General features: G+C 68.0%; 17 protein-coding genes and 1 pseudogene. 11 read left to right on the top strand and 7 right to left on the bottom strand.

Going from position 1 to position 22,701, the window contains the following annotated elements; genetic code table 11:
- Positions 1 to 10: 10 nt before the first annotated feature.
- The 3 genes from IAI59_RS18385 to IAI59_RS18375 are packed head-to-tail and all read right to left on the bottom strand — an operon-like array spanning position 11 to position 3,065.
- Positions 11 to 982 carry a Bug family tripartite tricarboxylate transporter substrate binding protein gene (locus IAI59_RS18385; protein ID WP_207415832.1) on the bottom strand — a complete coding sequence of 324 codons (972 nt, stop codon included), beginning with the start codon at positions 980 to 982 and terminating at the stop codon, positions 11 to 13.
- The gene (locus IAI59_RS18380; RefSeq protein ID WP_207415831.1) at positions 979 to 2,193 is read right to left on the bottom strand and encodes a CaiB/BaiF CoA transferase family protein; all 1,215 of its coding nucleotides are present in this window, start codon (positions 2,191 to 2,193) and stop codon (positions 979 to 981) included. The genes IAI59_RS18385 and IAI59_RS18380 overlap by 4 nt, the downstream gene beginning before the upstream one ends.
- A complete protein-coding gene (locus IAI59_RS18375) occupies positions 2,190 to 3,065 on the bottom strand; it encodes an HTD2 family dehydratase (protein WP_207415830.1) in 876 nt (291 codons plus the stop codon). The genes IAI59_RS18380 and IAI59_RS18375 overlap by 4 nt, the downstream gene beginning before the upstream one ends.
- 69 nt (positions 3,066 to 3,134) lie before the next feature.
- Between IAI59_RS18375 and IAI59_RS18370 the strand changes: the two genes are divergently transcribed.
- The 4 genes and pseudogenes from IAI59_RS18370 (at position 3,135) to IAI59_RS18360 (ending at position 7,867) form a co-directional block, all read left to right on the top strand.
- On the top strand, positions 3,135 to 4,058 hold the full coding sequence (locus IAI59_RS18370) for a LysR family transcriptional regulator (protein ID WP_207415829.1): 924 nt from the start codon (positions 3,135 to 3,137) through the stop codon (positions 4,056 to 4,058).
- A gap of 591 nt (positions 4,059 to 4,649) precedes the next feature.
- Complete coding sequence (gene egtB, locus IAI59_RS23150; RefSeq protein WP_207415828.1) at positions 4,650 to 5,852, top strand: ergothioneine biosynthesis protein EgtB; 1,203 nt, start codon at positions 4,650 to 4,652, stop codon at positions 5,850 to 5,852.
- On the top strand, positions 5,849 to 6,808 hold the full coding sequence (egtD, locus tag IAI59_RS23145; RefSeq protein WP_207415827.1) for an L-histidine N(alpha)-methyltransferase: 960 nt from the start codon (positions 5,849 to 5,851) through the stop codon (positions 6,806 to 6,808). The genes egtB and egtD overlap by 4 nt, the downstream gene beginning before the upstream one ends.
- A 234-nt stretch (positions 6,809 to 7,042) precedes the next feature.
- Positions 7,043 to 7,867: pseudogene (locus tag IAI59_RS18360) on the top strand (IS5 family transposase).
- 352 nt (positions 7,868 to 8,219) lie between these two features.
- Here IAI59_RS18360 and IAI59_RS18355 read toward each other — a convergent pair.
- Positions 8,220 to 9,119, bottom strand: coding sequence for a response regulator transcription factor (locus IAI59_RS18355; protein WP_207415826.1), 900 nt, complete (start codon positions 9,117 to 9,119; stop codon positions 8,220 to 8,222).
- On the bottom strand, positions 9,116 to 12,433 hold the full coding sequence (locus IAI59_RS18350) for a hybrid sensor histidine kinase/response regulator (protein ID WP_207415825.1): 3,318 nt from the start codon (positions 12,431 to 12,433) through the stop codon (positions 9,116 to 9,118). The genes IAI59_RS18355 and IAI59_RS18350 overlap by 4 nt, the downstream gene beginning before the upstream one ends.
- A gap of 137 nt (positions 12,434 to 12,570) precedes the next feature.
- Here IAI59_RS18350 and urtA point away from each other — a divergent pair, with 137 nt between their 5' ends.
- The 5 genes from urtA to urtE are packed head-to-tail and all read left to right on the top strand — an operon-like array spanning position 12,571 to position 17,899.
- The gene (gene urtA, locus IAI59_RS18345; RefSeq protein WP_207415824.1) at positions 12,571 to 13,812 is read left to right on the top strand and encodes an urea ABC transporter substrate-binding protein; all 1,242 of its coding nucleotides are present in this window, start codon (positions 12,571 to 12,573) and stop codon (positions 13,810 to 13,812) included.
- Entirely contained in the window at positions 13,812 to 15,365 is a 1,554-nt protein-coding gene (urtB, locus tag IAI59_RS18340) for an urea ABC transporter permease subunit UrtB (protein ID WP_207415823.1), read from the top strand. The genes urtA and urtB overlap by 1 nt, the downstream gene beginning before the upstream one ends.
- Before the next feature lie 11 nt (positions 15,366 to 15,376).
- Positions 15,377 to 16,459 carry an urea ABC transporter permease subunit UrtC gene (gene urtC, locus IAI59_RS18335; protein ID WP_207416086.1) on the top strand — a complete coding sequence of 361 codons (1,083 nt, stop codon included), beginning with the start codon at positions 15,377 to 15,379 and terminating at the stop codon, positions 16,457 to 16,459.
- Positions 16,456 to 17,202 carry an urea ABC transporter ATP-binding protein UrtD gene (urtD, locus tag IAI59_RS18330; protein ID WP_207415822.1) on the top strand — a complete coding sequence of 249 codons (747 nt, stop codon included), beginning with the start codon at positions 16,456 to 16,458 and terminating at the stop codon, positions 17,200 to 17,202. The genes urtC and urtD overlap by 4 nt, the downstream gene beginning before the upstream one ends.
- A gap of 4 nt (positions 17,203 to 17,206) precedes the next feature.
- The gene (gene urtE / locus IAI59_RS18325) at positions 17,207 to 17,899 is read left to right on the top strand and encodes an urea ABC transporter ATP-binding subunit UrtE (protein WP_207415821.1); all 693 of its coding nucleotides are present in this window, start codon (positions 17,207 to 17,209) and stop codon (positions 17,897 to 17,899) included.
- Positions 17,900 to 18,003: 104 nt separating this feature from the next.
- Here urtE and IAI59_RS18320 read toward each other — a convergent pair whose 3' ends face one another.
- Positions 18,004 to 18,966, bottom strand: coding sequence for a tripartite tricarboxylate transporter substrate binding protein (locus IAI59_RS18320; RefSeq protein ID WP_207415820.1), 963 nt, complete (start codon positions 18,964 to 18,966; stop codon positions 18,004 to 18,006).
- Between the two features lie 193 nt (positions 18,967 to 19,159).
- Here IAI59_RS18320 and IAI59_RS18315 point away from each other — a divergent pair, with 193 nt between their 5' ends.
- Together IAI59_RS18315 and IAI59_RS18310 are read left to right on the top strand one after the other, a co-directional pair.
- Complete coding sequence (locus IAI59_RS18315) at positions 19,160 to 19,780, top strand: GntR family transcriptional regulator (RefSeq protein ID WP_207415819.1); 621 nt, start codon at positions 19,160 to 19,162, stop codon at positions 19,778 to 19,780.
- Positions 19,781 to 19,794: 14 nt separating this feature from the next.
- Positions 19,795 to 20,952, top strand: coding sequence for an NADH:flavin oxidoreductase/NADH oxidase (locus tag IAI59_RS18310; protein ID WP_207415818.1), 1,158 nt, complete (start codon positions 19,795 to 19,797; stop codon positions 20,950 to 20,952).
- Positions 20,953 to 20,998: 46 nt separating this feature from the next.
- On the opposite strand, the gene IAI59_RS18305 is transcribed toward IAI59_RS18310, so the two are convergent.
- Positions 20,999 to 22,696: a gamma-glutamyltransferase family protein gene (locus IAI59_RS18305; protein WP_207415817.1), complete on the bottom strand. Its 1,698-nt coding sequence runs from the start codon at positions 22,694 to 22,696 to the stop codon at positions 20,999 to 21,001.
- Positions 22,697 to 22,701 lie beyond the last annotated feature (5 nt).

Genomic DNA, 22,701 nt, shown 5'->3' with positions numbered 1-22,701 from the left:
ACCGGCCGCCTTAGTTGGCCGTCACGCCAGCGTCTCGGATCAGCTTGTCCCAGCGTTTCAGCTCGGTCCCGATCAAGCCGGCGAACTGTTCCGGAGACATTGGCGCCGGCACCGCGCCCTCCTGCTCCAGCCGTTCCTTGACGCTGGCGCTGTTGAGGCTGGCGTTGATCTCGGCGTTCAGCCGCAGGACGATCGGCGCCGGCGTGCCAGCCGGCGCCGCAATGCCGTACCAGGGCACGACGTTGAAGCCGGGGGACACCGTCTCCGCCACGGTCGGGATGTTCGGAAGGCTGCCGACCCGCTTGTCGGAGGAAACCGCCAGCGCACGCAGCACGCCCTGCTGCACCAGCGGCCCCACGGTCGGCGCCCCCCCCAGGGTCACATCCACCCGCCCGGCCATGAGGTCGGTCAGCGCGGGGCCGAGACCGCGATAGGGGACGTGCTCCATTTCCAGACCCAGGGCATTCAGAAAGGCCAGCATCACGATGTGCCCCGCGCTGCCATTGCCGGCGGAGCAATAACGCAGCTGCCCCGGGTTGGCGCGGGCATGCGTCACCAGCCCCTGGATGTCCGTGAACGGCAGCTTGGGATAAGCAACCAGGACGTTGGGCACCAGCGCGATCATGGCCACGGGTGCGAAGTCCCGCTGCACGTTGTAGGGCAGGTTCGGATACATCGCCGGATTCACCGCCAGCGTGCCGATATGGCCCAGCAGCAAGGTGTATCCGTCGGGCGCTGCCCGAGCCACGGCTTCCGAGCCCACGGCGCCCCCGGCACCGGCGCGATTTTCCACTATCACCGTTTGTCCCAGCCGCTGGGTGAGCTGCTCCGCGATGGCCCGGCCGAGCGTGTCGTTGGCCGCGCCGGGTGGAAAGGGGACGATCAGCCGCAGCGGCTGGGACGGCCAGGGCGCCGCCGCGCGGGCGGCGATGGCGGGCAGGGCAAGGCCGGCCGTCGCGGCCAGGATATGGCGGCGCCTCATGACATCACCCCCGCATTCCGCAACCCGGCCCGTTCCTCAGCCGAGAAGCCCAGCTCGGACAGGATCTCCTCCGCGTGCTCGTCGAGCCTGGGAGCCAGGCGGGGCGGGGCGGTACCGCTCCCGGAATAGCGGTTGGCATGGCGCAGGCCGAGCATCGGTTCCTCTCCAATTTGCATGTCCTCCTCCTCGACCAGCGTGCCGGAGCCACGCAGCTGCGGGTCGTCCAGCAGGCTGTCCAGGGTATGCGCCCGCATCGCCGGCACGTCGTGCTGGCGCAGCAGGGGCAGCCATTCCTCCGTGGTGCGGGCCATCATCGCTTCCGCCCGCAGGCGGAAGTAATCCGCCACGTTTTCCAGCCGCGCGGCGACGCTGCCGAAGCGCGGATCCGCCTTCAGCTCCGGCCGGCCGATGGCGTCGAAAAAGCCACGTGCCTGCGCGTCCGTGTTGGCGGAAACACAGATATACCCATCGCGCGTCGGCAGCGGCCGGGCATCCGGCGTCATGATGCGCGGATCGCCAAAGCTGCCGCCAGGGCCGTAGGTACGCTGGCCAAGATGCTCGGACAGCACGAACGCCGCCGCGTTCTCGAACATCGGCACCTCGATCGCCTGGCCCGGCCCGTCAGTGCCGCGGCCCACGAGCGCGGCGCAGATGGCCTGCGCCGCTATGATGCCGACGATGTGGTCTGTCAGCACGAAGGGTGCGAAGCGCGGCTCGCCCGCCTGCCGGCGAAAGCAGTCGGCCACGCCGGAAAGGCCCTGGATGATGGTGTCGTAGGCCGGCGCGCCGTCATACGGGCCACCACTGGCGAAGCCCGAGATGGTGCAGTGGATCATGCGCCGGTTCAGGGCCGCCATGCTCGCGGCGTCCAGCCCCAGCGAGACCAGCGCGCGTGCGCGCATGTTGCTGATGAATACGTCCGACGTGGCGGCCAGTCGGCGCATCACCGCCTGACCGGCCGGTGTCTTGAGGTCGAGCACGATGGACCGCTTGTTGCGATTGAAGTGCAGGAACTTCGGTGCCATTCCCGGCGCATTGGCCGGCGCGCGTCCACCGAGCCGGCGCATCATGTCGCCCTCCGGCGGCTCCACCTTGATCACGTCGGCACCCTGTTCGGCGAGCATCAGCGTCGCGGTGGGACCGACGATGACCCCGGTCGCGTCCAGCACCCGGATGCCGCGCAGCGGGCCACCCTGGCTACGGGCGCTCATGCCGCCACCCCACCGGCCTCGGCTTCCGCGACGGGCTGGCCGGTCTCGTCCAGTGCCCAGAGGCGCAGCGCGCCGTCGGGTCCGGCGGCGCAGTGCAGCAGCCCGGCACGGCCGACAAAGAACGGGCGCACGTTGCGCACCGACAGGCGCGCGATGCGCCCGCCCGGCAGGTGCCGCTTGGCCAGCTCGCAGAGCTTCAGCGCCGTCAGCCCGCCATTGACGATCAACGCGGGGTAGTGCTCCTCGCACTGGGTGTAGGGAAGGTCGTAATGGATGCGATGGCCGTTGAAGGTGACGGCGGAATAGCGGAACAGGGTCACGGTGTCGGGTGCGTAGGGCTCGGTGGCCAGGGGCGGCGGCAGCGGCTCGGGCGCCGCGGCGGAACCGGCGGATACGCCGGCCGTCGCCTCCTCACGGTAGACGATGTCCTGCTCCTCCAGCACCACGGGCACGCCATCGGCCTCGATGCGGTGCTCGACGCGCACGAACACCATCTGCCCGCTCCGTCCGGTCTTCGGGGTGATGGCGGCGATGGTGGAGGTGCGGCGCAGCGCGGCGCCGATCGGTAGCGGTGCCGTGAAGTTGAGGCGCCGTCCCGCGAACATGCGCCGCGGCAGCGGCACCGGCGGCAGGAAGTCGCCTTTGCGGGGGTGACCGTCCGGGCCGAGCTGCGACTGTGGCGTCAGCGGCCCGAAGAACACCGCGTGCCAGCCCTCCGGCAGCGGGGCACCGCGTTGCAGCGCCATCGCATCGCGGTCCAGCAATGCGGCGAGGCGCCACACGATCGGCAATGCGGCCTCGTCCTCCGCGACCTCGCTGCGACCTACCCAGTCTTGCAGCGACCGCGTGTCGACCACGGTATCTGGCATCATTCGTTTCTCCCTGGGCATCATGACGCCCAGCCCGCACGGATGCGTCCAATGCAATGAGGTGACTGTTCGATGCAGGAGGCGCATCATCGCCGCATGCATCTCGACCTGCCCGGGCTCGAAGCCTTCATCGCCGTGGCCGATCTCGGCTCGTTTCAACGAGCGGCGGCGCGGCTTGGCATCAGTCAGCCTGCCTTGACCCGGCGGCTGCAGCGGCTGGAGCGGATCATCGGCCAGGACCTTCTGCTGCGCCGCTCCCGCCCCATCCGGCTCAGCGCCTGCGGCAGCGCCCTGCTGCCGGAGGCGCAGGCGGCCATGGCGCAACTTAGCCATGCCATGCGTCGTGCCGGAGGGCAGGCGGAAGCGCGGCCACTGGCCATTGGCTGCCTGCCGACGTTGGCGGTGCGATACCTCGGTCCACTGCTGGCGCGGCACCGCCGCCATTGGCAGGGTGGCGAGGTCCTGATCTATGATCTCTCGGCCGCCGAGATCCGCGCCATGCTGCAAGACGGACGGCTGGACTTCGCCCTGGCGGCTCTCGGACCGGAGCACTGGGATGTCGAGAGCATCCCGTTGCTGGAGGAGCCCTTTTATCTGGTCTGCCCACGCGGCCATCGTCTGGCCCGACGCCGTGCTGTGGACTGGAGCGAACTCGCCACGGAGCCGTTGATCTCGATCGGTCCATTGAGTGAAAATCGCCGGATCATCGAAGCTGCCTTGCAGCGGGCCCACGTTGCCGCCCCGTGGCGGATCGAGGTTCGCCACCTGTCGACCGCCGTGGCGCTGGTCGCGGCCGGGGCAGGTCTCACTGCGCTGCCGGCTTCGGCTATCGCAGGCCCGGCGGGTGCCGGCATCGCAGCCGTACCGCTGACCGGGCCCGCGCTGATGCGCCGCATCGGGTTGCTGCGACGGCGGGACCAGTTGCTATCGCCCGCTGCACAGGATCTGATGAACCAAATCCTGGCTACGCTGCGGACGACGGCAGCCGAAGCGTAGGTGGAGCTATAGGGGCACTGGCATCGATGCCATCGTCGGCCTTTACTGGCCAAGCAAGCAGTTGGGAACCAAACCACCCGGCTACGATACAGTAGGACATGTCCCCGAAAACGACTTCAGCCAACGGGAGGCGTGGGTTAATAAGGGCAACTTGTCTTGATGCTCTGAATTTCTGTACTGAACTTAACAAAGGCAGGTTTGTATTTGCGGCTGCCTTCCACTTCTTCATCTATCAGTCTTCGATTCAACGGCTGTGTGCTTGGTCCGTCGTCGCAAAGCACTCCCACCGACCACCGTGTTTGAGGCAGGCGATGTCCGCTTAACAGGCTTGTCATAAAACGAATGCAGCGCCGACGTCCGACAAGGCCTGCTCAGGTTACGAATTGGTAGTATCCTGGTACCGGCAAGCAGTAGCTGGAATGTCGCTATGGTTCATGCTGCTGTCCGACTATTGCGACATCCTCGGCACCGGAGTTTACCAGGGATGCTGAGCTATCGGACTTGCCGCAGGGATTTGATGTCCCATGTCCATCGCAAGACGGCTCGTCGCTCGGCCAGCCGATCCGAACGCAATCCTGGGAGAGTGACGCCATGAATGTCATCCACCGTCAGGTAGGCGGGGCCGGCGCGGACGCGTTGACGGCCCGCTACCACGATGTTCGAGCCAGGACAGATGCGCTGACTGCGCCGCTGTCGCCCGAAGACCAAGTTGTGCAGTCCATGCCGGATGCCAGCCCCGCCAAATGGCACCGGGCGCATACCACTTGGTTTTTCGAGACCTTCCTGTTGCTACCCTTCCTTCCCGGCTATCGCCGCGTGCGGGAGGAGTATGCGTTCCTGTTCAACTCCTACTACGAAGCAGCGGGGCCACGTCATGCCCGTACGATGCGTGGCATGGTGACACGCCCGTCTTGCGATGAAGTGGCGGACTATCGCGCTGCCGTGGATGAAGCGATGGTGGCCCTGCTGCGCAATCCACCGTCGCAGGTTCCCGCATTGCTTGAACTTGGCTTGCAGCATGAGGAACAGCATCAGGAATTGCTATTGACAGACATCCTGCACCTTCTCAGCGCCAATCCGCTGCGGCCAGCCTATGACGTGGCATGGCAGCCGCCAATTTCGACCGGTTCCTCCCGGATGCTCGATGGTCCACGGGGCGTGGCGGAGATTGGCCACGGCGGGCACGGCTTCGCCTTTGATAACGAGGGGCCGCGGCATCAAACCTTTCTCTCGCCTTACCGTATTTCCGATAGCTTGGTGACCAACGGCGAATGGTTGGCCTTCATGAGCGATGGCGGCTACCGCGAGCCGCTGTTGTGGATGAGCGAGGGCTGGGCGATGTGCCAGGCCGAGGAGTGGAACGCACCACTCTATTGGGAGAAGCGCGACGGCAATTGGATGCAGTTCGGACTTGGCGGCCTGCGCGCGGTCGAGCCGGATCAGCCGGTCTGCCACATCTCATGGTACGAGGCTGACGCCTTCGCCCGATGGGCGGGCAAGCGCCTGCCGACCGAGCAGGAGTGGGAAGCGGCCGCCGCCCTGCCCGGCTTCGCCGATGCGGATCGCATCGGCTGGCAGTGGACCGGCAGCGCCTACCGTCCCTATCCCGGGTTCCGCCCCTGGCCTGGGGCAGTAGGCGAATACAATGGCAAGTTCATGATCAATCAAATGGTACTGCGCGGGGGCTCGCTCGCGACACCACCGGGGCATACGCGGCCGAGCTACCGTAATTTTTTCACAGCCGGCGCGCGTTGGCAGTTCAGCACGCTGCGGCTTGCAGAGGACGCGGCATGAGCGGCGCGCTGTCCCAAAACCCGGCCGAGGCTCAGCGGGCCGCGTTGGTGGCCGATGCGCTGACGGGCTTGTCTGCCGAGCGCAAGACCTTGCCGTGCAAGTGGCTCTACGATGCCGAGGGGACGCGCCTCTTCGAAGCCATCACCAATCTTCCGGAATACTATCCGACACGAACCGAAGTCGCGATCCTCGAACAATGCGGGCCGGAGATTGCGCGCGCCATCGGACCTGGCGCGGCGGTGGTGGAGTTCGGCCCAGGCGACGGCGCCAAGGCCGTGCAGCTTCTGCAACAGCTGGACAGCCCTGTCGTCTACCTGCCTGTGGATATCGCACCGGAATGGCTGGCCGCCGCTGCGGCTCGTGTCAAGACGGCCTTTCCGGCGTTGAGGGTGCAACCGGTGGTAGCTGATTTCACCCAGCCTTTCGATCTCGCCGGGCGGGCGGAAGGCAGCACCACACATCTTGGCTTCTTTCCAGGCTCTACCATCGGAAACTTCGAGCCTGCCGACGCCATTGCCTTCCTGCGCCGCGCCCGTACCAGCCTGCGGACCGGGGCCCGGATGCTGCTAGGTGCTGATCTTGTCAAAGAAATCCCTGTATTACGGGCAGCCTACGATGACGCAGCCGGTGTGACGGCGGCGTTCAACCTAAATTTGTTGGCCCGCCTCAACCGTGAGGCAGGTGCAGATTTCGATGTGTCCGGCTTCCGCCATGAAGCGCGCTGGAACGCGGTGGCCAGTCGGATCGAGATGCATCTGGTAGCGCAGCATGCCCAGTCCGTGCGGATGGCAGGCCGTGTTTTCCATTTCCGTGCCGGGGAGAGCATCCATACCGAGAGCAGCCATAAGTATCATCCGGAGCACATGCGTGGCCTAGCGGCGGCCGCTGGCTGGCAAGTAACCGGCATGTGGACCGATGCTGGCGATAACTTCTCGGTCTGGCTTCTGGAGAGTTGAACGTTGCGCAGAATGTTCGCCGGACAGAGGGTCCGGAAAAATACGGGCGACACCGCCTTGGCATGGGAGGTCAAAACGGAAAACAGTCCAACATCGATAAATTCAACGAACATTCTTGAAGGGTGCATTGAATGCTACCCTTCAGGCACTGTTTTAAGCTCCTAATCAGGATCCATTATTTTGAATTAGAGGCTGTTATGGATCTGCCGGTCGGCAACGATCAGGTGGCAGGTTATAAGTACCCGCAAGCCCTACCCATCTGATGCTCCGGATGAAGAATGGGCGCTGGTCGCGCCTTACCTGACATTGCTGCCCAAGGTGATAGGGCAAAGCGAGCACAGCTTGCGCAAAGTGTTCAACGGCCTGCGTTACGTTATCAAGACCGGCGCGCCCTGGCACTGGATGCCAAACGGCCCGCCGCCTTGGGCTGCCGTTTATCAGCAAGCCCAACGCTGGCCGGCAGCAGGTTACTTCCAAGCCCTGGCGAAAGATCTTAGGGCGGTGCTGCGGCAGTCAGCCGGACGGACAGTGAAGCCCAGCGCTGCCATCCTCAACAACGGCACGCTGCGCTCATTACCGGAAAGCGGCACCCGCGCCGGGTATGACGGGGCCAAGCGCGAGAAGGGGTTGAAGCTGCATCTGGCGCTTGACACGCTGGGCCATCTACTGGCGTTGCACATGATGCCCGCCAGCGCGGATGACCGCGCTAAGGTTGGGCGCTTGGCGCAGGCGGTGCAGGCTTCCACCGGGCAGACCATCCAACCGGCCTATGTCGACCAGAGCTGTACCAGCGAGCGGGCCAACGAAGCCGCTAGGTCATACGGCATCGCGTTGGAGGTCGTGAAACTGCCGAAAGCCAAGCGCGGCTTCGTGCTGCTGCCGCAGCGCTGGGTTGTTGAGCGATCCTTCGCCTAGGCGCCACGGTTCCGACGGCTGGTGAAGGACTATGAGCGCTAAGCCAGCCCCCCCCCCTGCCGATCTCCACCTCGTTGCCTTTGCCTGCTCATGGTCAGGCGGGCCGCTCAACTGACAGCAGGCCTAGAACAACTTCCAAATTAACACGTTCTGCGTCCGGAGAACATTTGGACGATTGCTATGCCTTCAACTGTAAAGTGTTGTCTTAAGTTCTATCTTTTTCGTTTCCATACCGCCTTAGAAAAGCTGTCCAAAAAGGGGCCATTCCGCGCCCTGATATTCATAGACCGACTGCGTGGCAAAAAGGCTAGCAGCGGACGAACACATTGCTGGTGCATCTTTGCTTGGAGACAAGCGCAATACTTAATACGCTTTTAGCAATAGCTTTTTCTGCTTCAAGGAAGAGTTCCGGATATTGGAATTGCAAGGCAATCATTTAAGCGGAGGCGCGCCACCCGCATAAATTGAGGTTGACTGCCCTCACGAATGACCGTTCTTAGCCTCCGCCCAGCACCCGCACCGCCAAGGCGGCGGCCGAGGCGCGGTTTTCCACGCCCAGCTTTGCAAATACCCCCTCCAGATGCTTGTTCACCGTACGCGGGCTGAGCACCAGGATATCGGCGATGTCACGGTTTGACTTGCCTCGGCCCAGCCACAGAAGAACCTCCGCCTCGCGGGCAGTCAGGCCGAGGCGTTCGCGCAACAAGCCTTCCTCACGCCCTGGGTCGCTGGTCGTGACGCGAAGCAGCAGCTCATCCGGGCCAATCTGCCCGACGTGCTGAAATTCGATACGATGGCCGTCGGGCAGGGTCACGGGCGGCAGCCGGGGCATCTCGTGCTCGGCCAGTGGCGTCCAGCCCGGCAGGCGCAGCACGACGTCTCCCTCACCGCCTGGGCCGGCAGCGCGCAGCAGGGCGGCGGCCTGCGGCGTGGTCCAAAGGACGCAGCCCTCCCGGTCCGTGGCCAGCAGAAAGCGGCCGGCGACGTCGAGCGCCGCGTGCGCGCTGCGCGTGACACGGGCATTGGCCAGATGGGCACTGATGCGCGCCAGCACCTCACCGGGCGCAACAGGCTTGATCACGTAGTCGACGCCGCCAGCATCGAAGCCGCGCAGCACGTCCTCGCTTTCGGTCAGCCCTGTCATGAAAATGACGGGGACGGACAGCAGGCGCACGTCGCGCTTCATGCGACGGCACGCTTCAAAGCCATCCATGCCCGGCATCACCGCATCCATCAGCACGATGTCGGGGACGATGCGCTCGGTCACGGTCACGGCGGCGGCGGCGGATTGCGCCACCAGCACCATGTAGCCGGCGCCTTCCAGCGTGTCGTTCAGCAGGCCCAGCGTGCCTGGGGCATCGTCCACCACCAGCACGATGTCGCGGCGCTCGCTCACGCCGGCTCCTCCGGCAGGGCGGCGACAAAGGCATCGAGCCGGAAAGCCGAAACATGCGCCCGCAACTCCGCGATGGCCGGCGCTGCCTCCGGTGCCTCCGCCTCCAGCGCGTCGAGCCGCTCGCGGATGCCACCGACGTAGCCGATCGCCGCAAGCTGCCGAAGGCCCACGGCCTGGGCCGGGGTCAGGCGCGCGGCAGCGGCGGGGACCGCCGGCTCCGCAAAGGTCCATTCGATGCCGAGCAACGTGCCGATCTTGTCCAGCAACGCTGCGACCGACAGTGGCTTGGCCAGCACGTCGTCATGATGCTGCCCCTCGGCGGGTGGGGCGAGTTCCAGCGCGTTGGCCGAAACCATGACCACCGGTGCCCGCTGGCCGGCTTCGCGCAGCAGGCGGGCCAGCATCCAGCCGGTCATGCCAGGCATGGCAATGTCGAGCAGGAACAGGTCGGGCGCTGCCTCCGCAGCCATGCGCAGGCAGCCTGCGCCGTCGGCGGCCACCAGCACGTCGAAGCCGAGCGGCTGCAACAAGTCGGCGACCAGGGCGCGGTGGTCGGGGTCGTCGTCGGCCACCAGCACGCGCAGCGGGCGGGTGGGCTCGGCGCGGCCGGTGATGCGTCGTTCCACCACCGGGGCGGCGCTGCCCTTGCCGGACAGCAGCAGCCGGACACGAAAGGTGCTGCCCTGGCCCAGGGTGCTGCGCACCGAGATCTCGCCGCCCATGATCTCCGTGAGCGTCTTGCTGATGGTCAGTCCGAGGCCGACGCCAGGGGTGGAGGGGGCCTGCGAATTGGCGCCGCGCTGGAACGGCTCGAAGATGCGCGTGAGGTCCGCTTCGGCAATGCCGATGCCGGTGTCGACGATATCGAACTCCGCGACCTCGGAACGGAAGCGCAGTCGCAAGGTCACGTTGCCCTCGCGGGTGAACTTGATGGCGTTGGACAGCAGGTTGATCAGGATCTGCCGCAACCGCCGCTCGTCGGTATGTACGACCTCCGGCAATCGTGGCGGTGCGTCAAAGGTGAAGCCAATGCTCTTCGCCTCCGCCTGCAGCCGCAGCATCTGCACCAGCTGATCCAGGAACTCCGGCAGCCGCACCTCGTCCCGGTACAGTTCGATCCGTCCGGCCTCGATCTTGGAGATATCGAGCAACCCCTCGATCAGCGCCCCCAGGTGCTCGCCGCTGCGGCGGATGGTGCGGATGCCGTCGCGCCGGCGCTCCGGAATGGCGGCGTCGCGCTCCAGCAGCTGCGCGTAGCCGAGGATGGCATTGAGTGGCGAGCGCAGCTCATGACTGATGCCAATGACGTAGCGGCTTTTCGCCAGGTTGGCGCGCTCGGCGGCCTCCTTGGCCTTTTGCAGCGCTGCGTCGGTGCGGCCATGGGCGCGGATCTCGCTCATCAGCAGGCTGGTCTGGCGGCGCGTCTCCTCCTGCGCCACCAGCCGACTTTGGCGGGCCAGCACCAGCGTCCAGGCGGTGATGCCACCGATCACGACCAAGACGAAGAAGGCTTTCCAGAAGGCTGCGTCCAGCGCCGGGCTGGCGCCGGTTTGCGCGCGGATCCCCAGGAAGACGAGGGCGATGGTGGCCATGAACAGCAGGAACACCACGCAAAACGAGCCGACGGGCGTGGCCAGCGTGCGCATCACCTGTTCCGGCAGCACGGCGCGCAGCGGCGTCGCGATCTGCGCGGACAGCCGGGCATGCGGCTTGCAGCCATCGCCGCATCGGGCGTCAAGCGAGCAGCAGAGCGAGCAGATCGGCCCCGTGTAGACCGGACAATAGGCCATGTCCTGCGGCTCGAAGTCATGCTCGCAGATGACGCAGGCCAGGGTGGACCGGCTTTGCCACGCGGCGCGCGGCTTGCGCGCGAGGTAGTAGCGGCCGCCCGTGGCCCAGGCGATGGCAGGCGCCGCAACAAAGGCCACGCCAAAGGCGATCAAGGTGGACATCGCCTGCGGCCCCGCCCCCAGCACGCCCGACCAGGCCGCAAAGGACGCCGCAACGGAGAGCAGCATGGCGCCGGTGCCCACCGGATTGATGTCATACAAATGCGCCCGCTTGAACTCGATGCCCTGCGGGCTGAGCCCAAGAGGCTTGTTGAGGGCGAGATCCGCGACCAGCGCACCCATCCATGCGGCGGCGACGGTGGAATACACCAGCAGCACCTGCTCGATGGTCTCGTAAACACCGAGCTGCATCAGCAGCAGGGCCACCGCGATGTTGAACACCAGCCAAACGACACGCCCGGGGTGGCTGTGCGTCAGCCGCGAAAAGAAGTTGGACCAAGCCAGCGAGCCCGCATAGGCGTTGGTGACGTTGATCTTGATCTGCGACAACGCGACAAAGGCGGCCGTCACCCCCAGCACCAGCGCGGGCGATCCGATCAGTGCGCCGAAGGCCAGGCGGTACATCTCGGCCGGCTGCACCGCCTGTGCCAGCGACAGCCCGGCCTGCAGGGCGGCGTAGGCGAGAAAGGAGCCCGCCAGCAGCTTCAGCACGTCGAACGCGATCCAGCCGGGCCCGCCGGCCAGCAGCGCGCCCCACCACACCCAGGGCTTCTGCGTTTGGCGCGGGGGGAGAAAGCGGATGTAGTCCACCTGCTCGCCGGTCTGGGTGATCAGCGCGAACAGCACGGAGGTGGCGGCGCCGAACGCCAGCCAGTCGAAGCTGCCGGTGCCGCGCGTGCCCGCGTATTGCGTCCAGCCGGAGATCCAGTCGGGATGGGCCAGCACCAGCGCCACCAGCGGGGCCAGGTTCAGCAGCAGCCACACCGGCTGCGTCCAGGTCTGGACGCGACTAATAAAGGTGATGCCGTGGGTGACGAGGGGCAGCACGACGGCGGCGCAGATGATGTAGCCGAGCCACAGCGGCACGCCGAAGAAGCTGTCCAGCATCGCCGCCAGAATCACCCCCTCGATGCCGAAGAAGATGAAGGTGAAGGAGGCGTAGATCAGCGAGGTGACGGTGGAGCCGATGTAGCCGAAGCCGGCGCCGCGGGTCAGCAGGTCGATATCCACCCCCGCCCGCGCGGCATTCAGGCAGATCGGCACGCTGGCCAGGAAGATCAGCGCCGATACGAACAGGATGGCGGCGACGCTGGTGGTGAAGCCATAGGCCACCGTCAGCGCCGCGCCGATCGCTTCCAGCGCCAGAAAGGAGATCGACCCCAGCGCGGTGTGGGCGACGCGGGCAGCGGACCACTTACGCGCGCTGGTGGCGGTGAAGCGCAGCGCGTAGTCTTCCATCGTCTCGTCGGCGACCCAGCGGTTGTAGTCGCGCCGGATGCGCATGATGCGCTGGCGTGTCGCCATGCAAGACTCCCCTGGGGCAGCAAGAGTGGGGCGGGCGCGGCCCGCGGGTCAAGCAAGCCGGGCCTACGTCGTTTGACGTATACCGCAGGCGCAACATTTGCCCCGAGACTGCCGGCACCTGTCCCGGAGAGCCATCCATGACCGCCCATGTCTCCCGCCGCGCCCTGCTGGGCACCGCCGCCAGCCTGCTGGCGATGCCTGCCATCCGCCCTGCCTTTGCCCAGGGCAGCGGCCCCATAAAGGTCGGCGTGCTGCATTCCTTGTCCGGCACCATGGCGATCAGCGAGACCGCGCTGCGCGACACCGTGCTGATGATGGTGGAGGAGCAGAACAAGAAGGGCGGCATCATGGGCCGCAAGCTGGAAGCCGTGGTGGTGGACCCCGCCTCCAACTGGCCGTTGTTTGCGGAGAAAGCGCGCGAGCTGCTGCAGGTGCACAAGGTGGACGTCACCTTCGGCTGCTGGACCTCGGTGTCCCGCAAGTCGGTGCTGCCGGTCTTCGAGGAGCTGAACGGCCTGCTGTTCTACCCCGTGCAGTACGAGGGCGAGGAGCAGTCGAGGAACGTCTTCTACACCGGCGCCGCGCCCAACCAGCAGGCCATTCCGGCGGTGGAATACCTGATGGGCAAGGATGGCGGCGAGGCCAGGCGCATCGCGCTGCTGGGCACCGACTACGTCTACCCGCGCACCACCAACCGCATCCTGCGCGCCTACCTGAACTCCAAGGGCATTTCGGATGCCGACATTATGGAGGAATACACCCCCTTCGGCCATTCCGACTGGCAGGGCATCGTGTCCCGCGTCAAGCGCTTCGCGGGCGAGGGCAAGAAGACCGCCATCGTGTCCACCATCAACGGCGACGCCAACGTGCCTTTCTACCGCGAGCTGGGCAACCAGGGCATCAAGGCCGAGGACATCCCCTCCGTCGCCTTCAGCGTGGGCGAGGAGGAGCTGGCCGGCATCGACGCCAAGCCGCTGGTCGGCCACCTGGCGGCGTGGAACTACTTCATGAGCGTGGACAACCCCGCCAACACCGCCTTCAAGAAGATGTGGGCCGGTTACATCAAGAACGACAAGCGCGTCACCAACGACCCGATGGAGGCCACCTGGACCGGCTTCACCATGTGGGCGCAGGCGGTGGAGCAGGCCAAGACCACGGCGGTGGATGCGGTGCGGACGGCGATGTACGGCCAGAAGGTGATGGCGCCTTCGGGCTACGAGGAGCAGATGTTCGAGAACCACCATCTGTCCAAGCCCGTGATGATCGGCGAGATCCGCGCCGACGGGCAGTTCGACGTCGTCTACAAGACGCCGACGGCGATCAAGGCCGAGAACTGGTCGCCCTTCATCCCCGAGAACGCCAGCCGGCGCCGCGGCTGATGCCTCCCCTCCTTCGCCTGCTGGCGGTGCTCCTGCTGCTCGCGGCACCCGCCTGGGCGCAGGAGGGCTATGACAGCGCCGTGGGTGGCTTGGCCGGCGGCTTCGGCACCCAGGCGGAGGCGGTGGAACGCCTCGGCGCGCTGGGCGACCCGCGCGCCTTGCCGGTCCTGCGCGCGCTGGCTGAAGGACGGCTGCAGAAATCCGCCGATGGCAGGCTCGCCATCGATGGTCGCGATGTCCTGACCGGTTCGCCGGCACCGGCGGCGGCCGAGACGGTGCGCATCAACAACCGCGTGCGCGGTGCACTGCGCGGCGCCTTCGGCCGGCTGGAGCTGGCCGCCCCTGACCCCGCCACCCGCGCCGCCGCCGTGGCCGGGCTGTTCCGCGCCCGCAGCCCCGACAACATCACCCTGCTGGAGGATGCGGCGGCGCGCGAGCCCGATCCCGCAATCCGCACGGTGATGGAGCAGGCGCTGGCCGCCTCCCGCCTCGCCGCGCCGGACACCACGGTCCGCCGCCAGGGCATCCTGATGCTGGGCGGCACCGCCTCGCCCGAGGCGCGCGGGCTGCTGCTGGAAGCGCGCGCCTCCAGCCCCGACCTCGCGCCCGAGATCGACGCGGCGGTCGCCGCCATCGACGGCCGGCTGCAGTTGCGCCGCATCGCCGAGAACGCCTTTCAGGGCCTCTCGCTCGGCTCCGTGCTGCTGCTGGCGGCACTGGGTCTGGCCGTCACCTTCGGCGTCATGGGCGTCATCAACATGGCGCATGGCGAGATGGTGATGATTGGCGCCTACACCACCGTGCTGGTGCAGGAGGCCTTTCGCGACATCCCCTGGCTGCAGCCCTGGTCCCTGCCGCTGTCGGTGCCCGCCGCCTTCCTGGTCACCGCCGCCATCGGCGTGGCGCTGGAGCGGGGGCTGATCCGGCACCTGTATGGACGGCCACTGGAAACGCTGCTGATGACCTTCGGCGTCGGCATGATCCTGCAGCAGGCGGTGCGGCTGCTCTTCGGCGCGCAGAACCGCGAGGTACGCTCGCCCGCCTGGATGCAGGGCATCGTCACGCTGCCTGGCGGCGTCGAGGTGACGCAGAACCGGCTGTGGATCATCCTGTTCTCGCTGCTCGTGCTGGCCCTCACCTTCGCCGCCATCCGCCTGACGCGCTTCGGGCTGGAAATGCGCGCGGTGGTACAGAACCGCCGCATCGCCTCCACCATGGGCATCCGCACCGGGCGGGTGGATGCCATGACCTTCGCCTTCGGCTCTGGCATCGCCGGCATGGCGGGGGTGGCGCTGAGCCAGATCGACAACGTCTCGCCCAACCTCGGCACCGGCTACATCATCGACAGCTTCATGGTGGTGGTCTTCGGCGGCGTCGGCAGCTTGGCGGGCACCATGATCGGTGCCTTCACGCTGGGACTGGTCAACAAGATGCTGGAGCCCTGGGCCGGCGCGGTGCTGGCCAAGATCGCGGTGCTGGTGGGCATCATGCTGTTTATCCAGCGTAGGCCGAAAGGCCTGTTCGCGTTGAAGGGAAGGGCAGCGGAACAGTGAGCGCCACCACCATGCCGGCGCCTCCGCGCCTTCAAGGTCCTCTGGTCCTGCGCGGGCTGCTGCTGGCGGGGCTCGCGCTGCTGGCCCTGCTGCCGGTGCTGAACCAGCTGCCGCCGGACAGTGCGCTCCATGTCTCCGACTTCATCGTATCCGTGTCGGGCAAGTGGATCTGCTACGCCATCCTGGCGCTGGCGATCGACCTCGCCTGGGGCTACGCCGGCATCCTGAGCCTCGGCCACGGCGCCTTTTTCGCGCTGGGGGGCTATGCCATGGGCATGCACCTGATGCGGCTGATCGGCCCGCGCGGCGTCTACGGCCACCCCGTGCTGCCGGATTTCATGGTGTTCCTGGGCTACACGGAGCTGCCCTGGACCTGGTGGGGCTTTTCCTCCTTTCCCTTCGCCATGCTGATGGCGCTGGCCGTCCCCGGCCTTCTGGCGGGCGTGGTCGGCTGGCTCGCCTTCCGCTCCCGCATCACCGGCGTGTACCTGTCCATCATCACGCAGGCGATGACCTATGCGCTGATGCTGGCCTTCTTTCGCAACGACATGGGCTTCGGTGGCAACAACGGCTTCACCGACTTCAAGGAACTGCTGGGCGTGCCGCTGAACACCGGTGCCGCGCGCAGCATGCTGTTCTACGCGGCACTGGCCTCGCTCGGCGTCGCCCTGCTGCTGTGCCGCCACCTGACCAGGTCCAAGCTCGGCCGCGTGCTGGTGGCGGTGCGCGACGCCGAAAGCCGCGTGCGCTTTCTCGGCTACGACACCACCCATGTGAAGCTCTCGGTCTTCGTGCTGTCAGCCATGCTGGCGGGGCTGGCCGGCGCGCTCTACACGCCGTTGGTGGGCATCATCAACCCCGGCGAGTTCAGCCCCGGCAACTCGATCGAGGCGGTGGTCTGGGTCGCTGTCGGCGGCCGCGGCACGCTGGTGGGCGCACTGCTCGGCGCCTTCTCGGTGAATGCGCTGAAGACCTGGCTGACCTCCTTCGCGCCCGACCTGTGGCTGTTCGCCCTTGGCGCGCTGTTCGTCGCCGTCACGCTGTTCCTGCCGCGCGGGCTGGTGGGCCTGATGCAACGGGGGGCGGGTCGGTGAGCACCACAACCGGCGGCGCCCTCTACCTCGACGGCGTTTCGGTGGTCTTCGATGGCTTCCGGGCTTTGAACAACCTGTCGCTGATCATCGAGCCGGGGGAGCTGCGCGCCATCATCGGTCCCAACGGCGCCGGCAAGACCACGATGATGGACATCATCACCGGCAAGACCCGGCCCACCGCCGGCACCGTGCTGTTCGGCCAGCGTGATTTGACACGGCTGGACGAGGCCGCCATCGCCAACCTCGGCATCGGCCGCAAGTTCCAGAAGCCCACGGTGTTCGACGCGCTGACGGTGTTCGAAAACCTGGAACTGGCGCTGAAGGCACCACGCGACCCCTGGTCGTGCCTGCGCTGGCGCCTGGGCGCCGAGGCGCGCCGCCGGATCGAGGCGACCCTGGCCGAGATCGGCCTCGCCGAGCGCACCCGGGACCGCGCCGCCATCCTGTCCCACGGGCAGCGGCAATGGCTGGAGATCGGCATGCTGCTCATGCAGGAGCCGGAACTGCTGCTGGTGGACGAGCCGGTAGCCGGCATGACAGATCAGGAAACCGAGCATACCGCCGGGCTGCTGCGCCGCATCGCCGGTCGCCGCTCCGTCGTGGTGGTGGAGCATGACCTGGAGTTCGTGCGGGCCCTGGGCAGCAAGGTGACAGTGCTGTGCGAGGGCGCCGTGTTGTCCGAGGGAAGCATCGACCACGTGCAGAACGACCGCAAGGTCATCGACGTTTACCTGGGGCGCTGAGCACATGCTGCGCGTGGAGAAGATCGACCTGTCCTATGGCGCCAGCCGGGCGCTGCGCGGCGTGTCCCTGGATGCCGACCCCGGCCGGGTCACCTGCGTGATGGGTCGCAACGGCGTGGGCAAGTCCTCGCTGATGCGGGCCATCGTCGGGCTGGAACGCATCCGCGCCGGGCGCATCTTCTGGGAAGGGCGCGACGTCGCGGCGCTGGGCGCCGCGGAGCGGGCACGCGCTGGCATCGGCTACGTGCCGCAGGGGCGGGAGATCTTTCCCTTTCTGACGGTGCGCGAAAACCTGGAAACGGCACTGGCCGCCGCGCCGCGCGGGTCCAGGGTGCCGGACGATGTCTTCGAGTTGTTTCCCATCCTGCGGCAATTCCTGCGCCGGCGCGGCGGCGACCTGTCCGGTGGCCAGCAGCAGCAGCTCGCCATCGCCCGCGCCTTGACCGCCCGCCCCCGCCTGCTGATCCTGGACGAGCCGACCGAGGGCATCCAGCCCAACGTCATCAAGGACATCTCCCGCGTCATCGCACTGCTGGCGAAGCAGCGGAACATGGCGGTGGTGCTGGTCGAGCAGTATTACGAGTTCGCCCGCGAGCTGGGCGACCAGCTCGCCATCATGGTGCGGGGCGAGGTGGCCCTGGCGGGACAGGCGGCGGCCCTGGACGAGACCGCGATACGGCGCCTGCTGACGGTATGACCCCGTCCGGCACCTGCCGGACGCGATGGATTGGATGCCGTGGTCCCTGACCCGGGGCCAGCCCGGCAACAGGCGGGACACCGTATCGCGCCGGGTGCCCCGCTCTACACCCAGGGCCGCGATGCCCAAAGGCCGCGGAACTTCGCATCGGACTCATGCAGGTGACGGGTGTATTCCGCCTGCCGCAGCAGCCGCAGCGGTTGCTGCGTGCGGGCAGCGAGGGCGACAAAGGCCGGGTCGGCGAAGACCGCTTCGATGGCCTCGCCAAGCCGTGCGGTCACCTCCGGCGGGATACCCTTCGGACCGACAAAGCCGCGCAGGCTGCCGATCGTGACATCCAGACCCTGCTCGCGGAAGGTGGGCACCTGCGGCGCAACGCCCACGCGCTGTTCCGCCATCACCCCGACCATGCGCCAGGGCTTCCCCTCCGACATCGCCAGCCCCTCGCCCATGTTGGCGGCCGCACCCTTCACTTCGCGCTGGCCCAGTGCCAGCACACCCTGCGGCAGGGCCGGGTAGATCACCGGCTCGAACCGCGCACCCGCCGCCTGTTCCAGCAGCCGCACGCTGAGGAAGCTGGTGGAGCCGAGCCCCTGCGCCGCGATGGTGAAACCGTCCTCCCGCTTCGCCGCCGCGACCAGCGACGCGGCGTCGGTGATGCCACTGTCGGGATGCACCGCGATCACGCCTGGGTCGTCCACTAGCCCGGCCACGAAGGTGAAGCTGTCGAGCGACCAACGCGGCCGTCGCTCGATCGGGATGGTGACCAGCCCGGGGGTGTTGAGGATACCGAAGGTGTAGCCGTCCGGCTTGGCATCGGCCACGGCATTGATGCCGATCTCGCCGCCCGCGCCGGGGCGGTTCTGCACCACAAAGGGCTGGCCCAGCACACGCTCCAGGAACTGGCCCAGCGTGCGCGCCGTCACGTCGTTGCCGCCGCCGGCGCCAAAGGGCACCACCAATGTGATGGGATGGTCCGGATAGGCGGCGGCGCGCACCAGCGCGGGGCGGGCCAGCAGCGGCAGCAGCGTACCGGCGGCCAGCAGCGGGCGGCGGGGCAGAAGCATGACGGACGGTTCCCAGTCTGCCGGCGGCGGGGCCGGGCGGTGTGGGCCGTGGGCGTGTGGCGCGCCGTGCGGAAGGCCTCTGGCCGGGCCGGTTGCCGCTCGGGCGCAGGTGGTATAATGCCGTTATACCAGCCTGCCAAGGAGGCTTCACCTGCCCAGCCACCCCCTGCCCGCGCCCGAGGCGCGGGACAACATGGCGGACACGGCCTATGCCAGCCTGCACGCCATGCTGCTGACCCACCGCCTGCCGCTGGACGCGCCGCTGTCGGAGCGCAACCTGGCGGCCGAGCTGGGCATCTCCCGCACCCCGGTGCGCGAGGCGCTGCGGCGGCTGGAGGGCGAAGGGTTGCTGGACCGGCGGGGCGGCGGGCTGATGTACATCCGCCGCATCGGCATCGAGGAATTCCTGGAGGTCCTGCAGCTGCGCCGCCTGCTGGAGGGCGAGGCCGCCGCCGCCGCCGCCGGGCGGGTGCCACCCGCCGTGCTGCAGGCGCTGCACGGCCGGCTGCGGGCGCTGCGGGCCGGCGGCGGGCGGCCCGATGCAGCCCGGCTGGCGATCGACCTCGACCTGCACGGCGCCATCCTGGCCGCCGCCGACAATGCCACGATGGGGCGCGTGCTGGCCGACCTGCGGCGGCGCATGCTGCTCTTCGCCACGCCCCGCCCGCCAGAGGACCCGGCCCGCGCCTGCGCCGACTACGCCGCCATCCTCGATGCGCTGGCGGCCGGGGACGCCGCCGCGGCACGCGCCGCCATGGCCGCTCATCTCGACACGCTGCGCACGGGCATCCTGGCCCGCCTCGCCGCCCTTTGACCGGAAAACGAAGCATGACCACGCCCGCCCTGTTCACGCCGCTGACGCTGCGCGAACTGACGCTGCGCAACCGCATCGTCGTATCGCCGATGTCGCAGTATTCCTCGGTGGAGGGCGCACCGGGCGACTGGCACTTGGTGCATCTGGGCAAGTTCGCCATGGGCGGCGCCGGCGTGGTGTTCTGCGAGGAAACCTCGGTCAGCGAGCGCTCGCGCAAGACCTACGACTGCCCGGGCATCTATACCGACGCGCAGGCCAAGGCTTGGCGCCGGGTGACCGACTTCATCCGCGGCCAGGGCGCCGCCGCCGCCATCCAGCTTGGCCATGCCGGCCGCAAGGTGGCTACCCGCGCCCCGTGGGACGGCTTCGCACCGTTGGGCGAGGCCGATGCCGCCGCCGGCCGGCCGCCCTGGTCCGGCCTCGCCCCCAGCCCCATCCCCTTCAAGCCAGGGGCAATGGTGCCCAAGGAGATGGACGCGGACGACATCCACCACGTCATCGCGCTGCATGTCGAGGCCGCGAAGCGTTCGCTCGACGCCGGCTTCGACATCGTCGAGATCCACGGCGCGCACGGCTACATCATCCAGCAGTTCCTGTCCCCCATCACCAACCACCGGACCGACGGCTATGGCGGCGACATCCAGGGCCGCATGCGCTTCGGGCTGGAGCTGATCGAGGCGGTGCGCGCCGCCTGGCCGGCCGACCGGCCGCTGTTCTTCCGCGCTTCCTGCGTTGACGGGCGCGGCGGCATCTGGAGCCTGGAGGACACCACGGTCCTGGCCGGCGAGCTGAAGGCGCGCGGGGTGGATGTGCTGGACTGCTCTTCCGGCGGCATCGAGGGACCCCTGACGCTGCACGTCGTGCCGCGCGTGCCGGGCTACCACGTGCCCTTCGCCGAGCATATCGGGCGCGAAACGGGCATCGCCACCATGGCGGTCGGGCTGATCACCGACCCGCATCAGGCGGAAGGCTACGTCGCCGAGGGGCGTTGCGACCTGGTGGCCCTGGCGCGCGAGATGATGTGGGACCCGAACTGGCCGGTGCACGCCGCCGCCGCGCTGGGCCTGCCGCAGCCGCATGAGCTGCTGCCACGCCCCTATGCCTGGTGGCTGCAGAAGCGCGAGGACACCCGCCGCCTGTACCCGACCGGGCTGGAAACACCGCCGGCCTGAGCCGGCGGATGCGCGGCGCCGTGCTGGCGCGCGGAACCCGGCCCTTTCAAGACGCGATGGCGTAGGCGGGTCGCCGTGGATCGGCGCCAGCCGCGATCAGCCCGGTACGCGGATCGGTACGGATCACCTCGACGCTGCCGGCGAGGTAGGAAAAGTCCGGCCAATGCTTGATCTCGTGGCCCAGGACTGACAGCGCCTCCCGCACCGGCGCGGCGATGCGCCCTTCCACCGCCAGACGCTTCGGAAAATGCTCGAAGGGCGCGAAGGAGGAGGGAAAGGCATAGGTCGCGACGCGCGGCGCCTCGATCGCCTCCTGCACCTCCATGCCGAAGGTCAGCATGTTCAGCACCACCTGCAGCATGGCCTGGATCTGCACGTCGCCGCCCGGCGTGCCGAAGGGCATGACGCCGCCATCGGCCAACACCGCCAACGCCGGGTTCGGCGTCAGGCGTGGCCGCTTGCCGGGCGCGACGCCGCAGGGATGCGCCGGATCCGTCCGGCTTTGCGAACCGCGCGAGGAGGGCACGATGCCGAGCCCCGGCACCACCGGCACGTTCCAGGAGCCGTCCGAGGGGGTGGCGCTGAAGGCATTGCCCCAGCGGTCCACGGCGCAGACATAGCTGGTGTCCTGCTCGATCTCCGGCGCCTTCTCCAGCGTCGGCGATGGAATCTCGGTGCCGTTGCCGATCAGCGGCGGCGGCATGTCGGGGCAGGCCAGCGCGGCATCGAAGCCCGCGGCACGGGCGGCCAGGTGCGGTTCCGCCAGCAGCCGGTCCAGTGGCACGTCGACCATCAGCGGATCGCCGAAATGGTATTCCCGGTCCGCCAGCGCGATCTTCAGGCTCTCGGCGATGACGTGCAGATAGGCCGGGCTGTTGTGCGCCAGCCCGTCCAGCCCGATGCGCTCGGCCACCAGCAGCGCCTCCAGCAGCGCCGGGCCCTGGCACCAGGGGCCGCAGGTGTAGAAGCGGTGACCGCGCCATTCCGCCATCACCGGCGCCTCGATGCGCGATCGGAAGCCCGCCAGGTCACCGCGCGACAGATAGCCGCCCTCCTGCTCCTGGAAGGCGACGATGCGCGCGGCGATGTCGCCGCGGTAGAAGGCGTCCCGCGCCGCCGCCAGCCCGGCCATGCGGCCCCCGGCCGACGCCGCGCGCTCCTGGTCCGCCATGTAGCTCAGTGTCGCGGCGAGGTCGGTCTGCAGGAACTTCTCGCCCACCACGGGGGGCTGGCCACCGGGCAGGTAGATGGCGGCGGTGCTGGGCCAGCGGCCGTAAGCCTCGGTGCGCGCGGCGATGCTGTCGGCCATCGCGGCATGCATGGCGAAGCCGTCGGCGGCATGGCGGATGGCGGCGGCGGAAACCTCGCCGAAGCTCATCGTGCCATGACGCTCCAGCGCGGTGATCCAGGCATCGGGCGCCGCCGGCACCACGGTGCGCAGCACGCCCACCGGCATCCGGCCGCCATGCTCGCGCATGAACAGATCCGCCGGCATCGCGGCCGGCCAGTGGCCGAGGCCGGCAATGGTTTCCACCCGGCCATCGGCCATGCGCAGGATGATGGGCGCCACGCCGGCGATGTTGACGATATCGGACTGCACCACGCCCAGCACCAGCCCGGCGGCGACGCCGGCATCCACAGCGTTACCGCCGCCTTCCAGCACCGCATATCCGGCGGCGGTCGCCAGGTAATGCCCGGCCGAGACCGCGTGGCGCGTGCCGTAGAGGGTGGGTCTGCCGGTCATGGCTG

Origin of the sequence: Roseomonas haemaphysalidis (genome assembly GCF_017355405.1) — a bacterium.
Lineage (GTDB): Bacteria > Pseudomonadota > Alphaproteobacteria > Acetobacterales > Acetobacteraceae > Pseudoroseomonas > Pseudoroseomonas haemaphysalidis.
This window is presented reverse-complemented; position numbering and strand designations above follow the sequence as displayed.

Bases quoted from the DNA above. Each gene is read 5' to 3' on its own strand.
- IAI59_RS18385 (WP_207415832.1), bottom strand. From the start codon at position 982: ATGAGGCGCCGCCATATCCTGGCCGCGACGGCCGGCCTTGCCCTGCCC.
- IAI59_RS18380 (WP_207415831.1), bottom strand. From the start codon at position 2,193: ATGAGCGCCCGTAGCCAGGGTGGCCCGCTGCGCGGCATCCGGGTGCTG.
- IAI59_RS18375 (WP_207415830.1), bottom strand. From the start codon at position 3,065: ATGATGCCAGATACCGTGGTCGACACGCGGTCGCTGCAAGACTGGGTA.
- IAI59_RS18370 (WP_207415829.1), top strand. From the start codon at position 3,135: ATGCAGGAGGCGCATCATCGCCGCATGCATCTCGACCTGCCCGGGCTC.
- egtB (WP_207415828.1), top strand. From the start codon at position 4,650: ATGAATGTCATCCACCGTCAGGTAGGCGGGGCCGGCGCGGACGCGTTG.
- egtD (WP_207415827.1), top strand. From the start codon at position 5,849: ATGAGCGGCGCGCTGTCCCAAAACCCGGCCGAGGCTCAGCGGGCCGCG.
- IAI59_RS18350 (WP_207415825.1), bottom strand. From the start codon at position 12,433: ATGGCGACACGCCAGCGCATCATGCGCATCCGGCGCGACTACAACCGC.
- urtA (WP_207415824.1), top strand. From the start codon at position 12,571: ATGACCGCCCATGTCTCCCGCCGCGCCCTGCTGGGCACCGCCGCCAGC.
- urtB (WP_207415823.1), top strand. From the start codon at position 13,812: ATGCCTCCCCTCCTTCGCCTGCTGGCGGTGCTCCTGCTGCTCGCGGCA.
- urtC (WP_207416086.1), top strand. From the start codon at position 15,377: ATGCCGGCGCCTCCGCGCCTTCAAGGTCCTCTGGTCCTGCGCGGGCTG.
- urtE (WP_207415821.1), top strand. From the start codon at position 17,207: ATGCTGCGCGTGGAGAAGATCGACCTGTCCTATGGCGCCAGCCGGGCG.
- IAI59_RS18320 (WP_207415820.1), bottom strand. From the start codon at position 18,966: ATGCTTCTGCCCCGCCGCCCGCTGCTGGCCGCCGGTACGCTGCTGCCG.
- IAI59_RS18315 (WP_207415819.1), top strand. From the start codon at position 19,160: ATGGCGGACACGGCCTATGCCAGCCTGCACGCCATGCTGCTGACCCAC.
- IAI59_RS18310 (WP_207415818.1), top strand. From the start codon at position 19,795: ATGACCACGCCCGCCCTGTTCACGCCGCTGACGCTGCGCGAACTGACG.
- IAI59_RS18305 (WP_207415817.1), bottom strand. From the start codon at position 22,696: ATGACCGGCAGACCCACCCTCTACGGCACGCGCCACGCGGTCTCGGCC.